The 387-nt window shown below is 66.1% G+C and carries 1 protein-coding gene; it reads left to right on the top strand.

Going from position 1 to position 387, the window contains the following annotated elements:
* Positions 1-387, top strand: a 387-nt coding sequence (locus J1M86_RS24095; RefSeq protein WP_206511655.1) for an ATP-binding cassette domain-containing protein, incomplete at both ends; no start/stop codon positions are given.

Raw genomic sequence — 387 nt, forward strand, 5'->3', positions numbered from 1 at the left:
GAATCAGGGTGAGATCGTCGAAGCGGGACCCAGCGCCGAGATCCTCACCAACCCGCAGCATCCGTACACCCAGCGCCTCGTCGCCGCGGCTCCGAGCCTTGCCTCGAAGCGCATCGGCACCACCGTGCACGCGAGCGACGAGCCGGCCGGCCCGGCGGCTCCCGTGGTCGAGGTGCGCGATCTCGTCAAGGACTACTCGATCCGCACGGGCGGTCTCAAGCACGAACGCTTCCGCGCCGTCGACGAGGTGTCGTTCTCGATTCCTCGCGGCAAGACGCTGGCGCTCGTGGGAGAGTCGGGATCGGGAAAATCCACGGTCGCGAAGATGCTGCTGCAGTTGGAGAAGCCGACTGACGGTGAGATCTTCATCGACGGTGAAGCCACCAG

The sequence above is a fragment of the Rhodococcus sp. KRD197 genome (genome assembly GCF_017168235.1).
Lineage (GTDB): Bacteria > Actinomycetota > Actinomycetes > Mycobacteriales > Mycobacteriaceae > Rhodococcoides.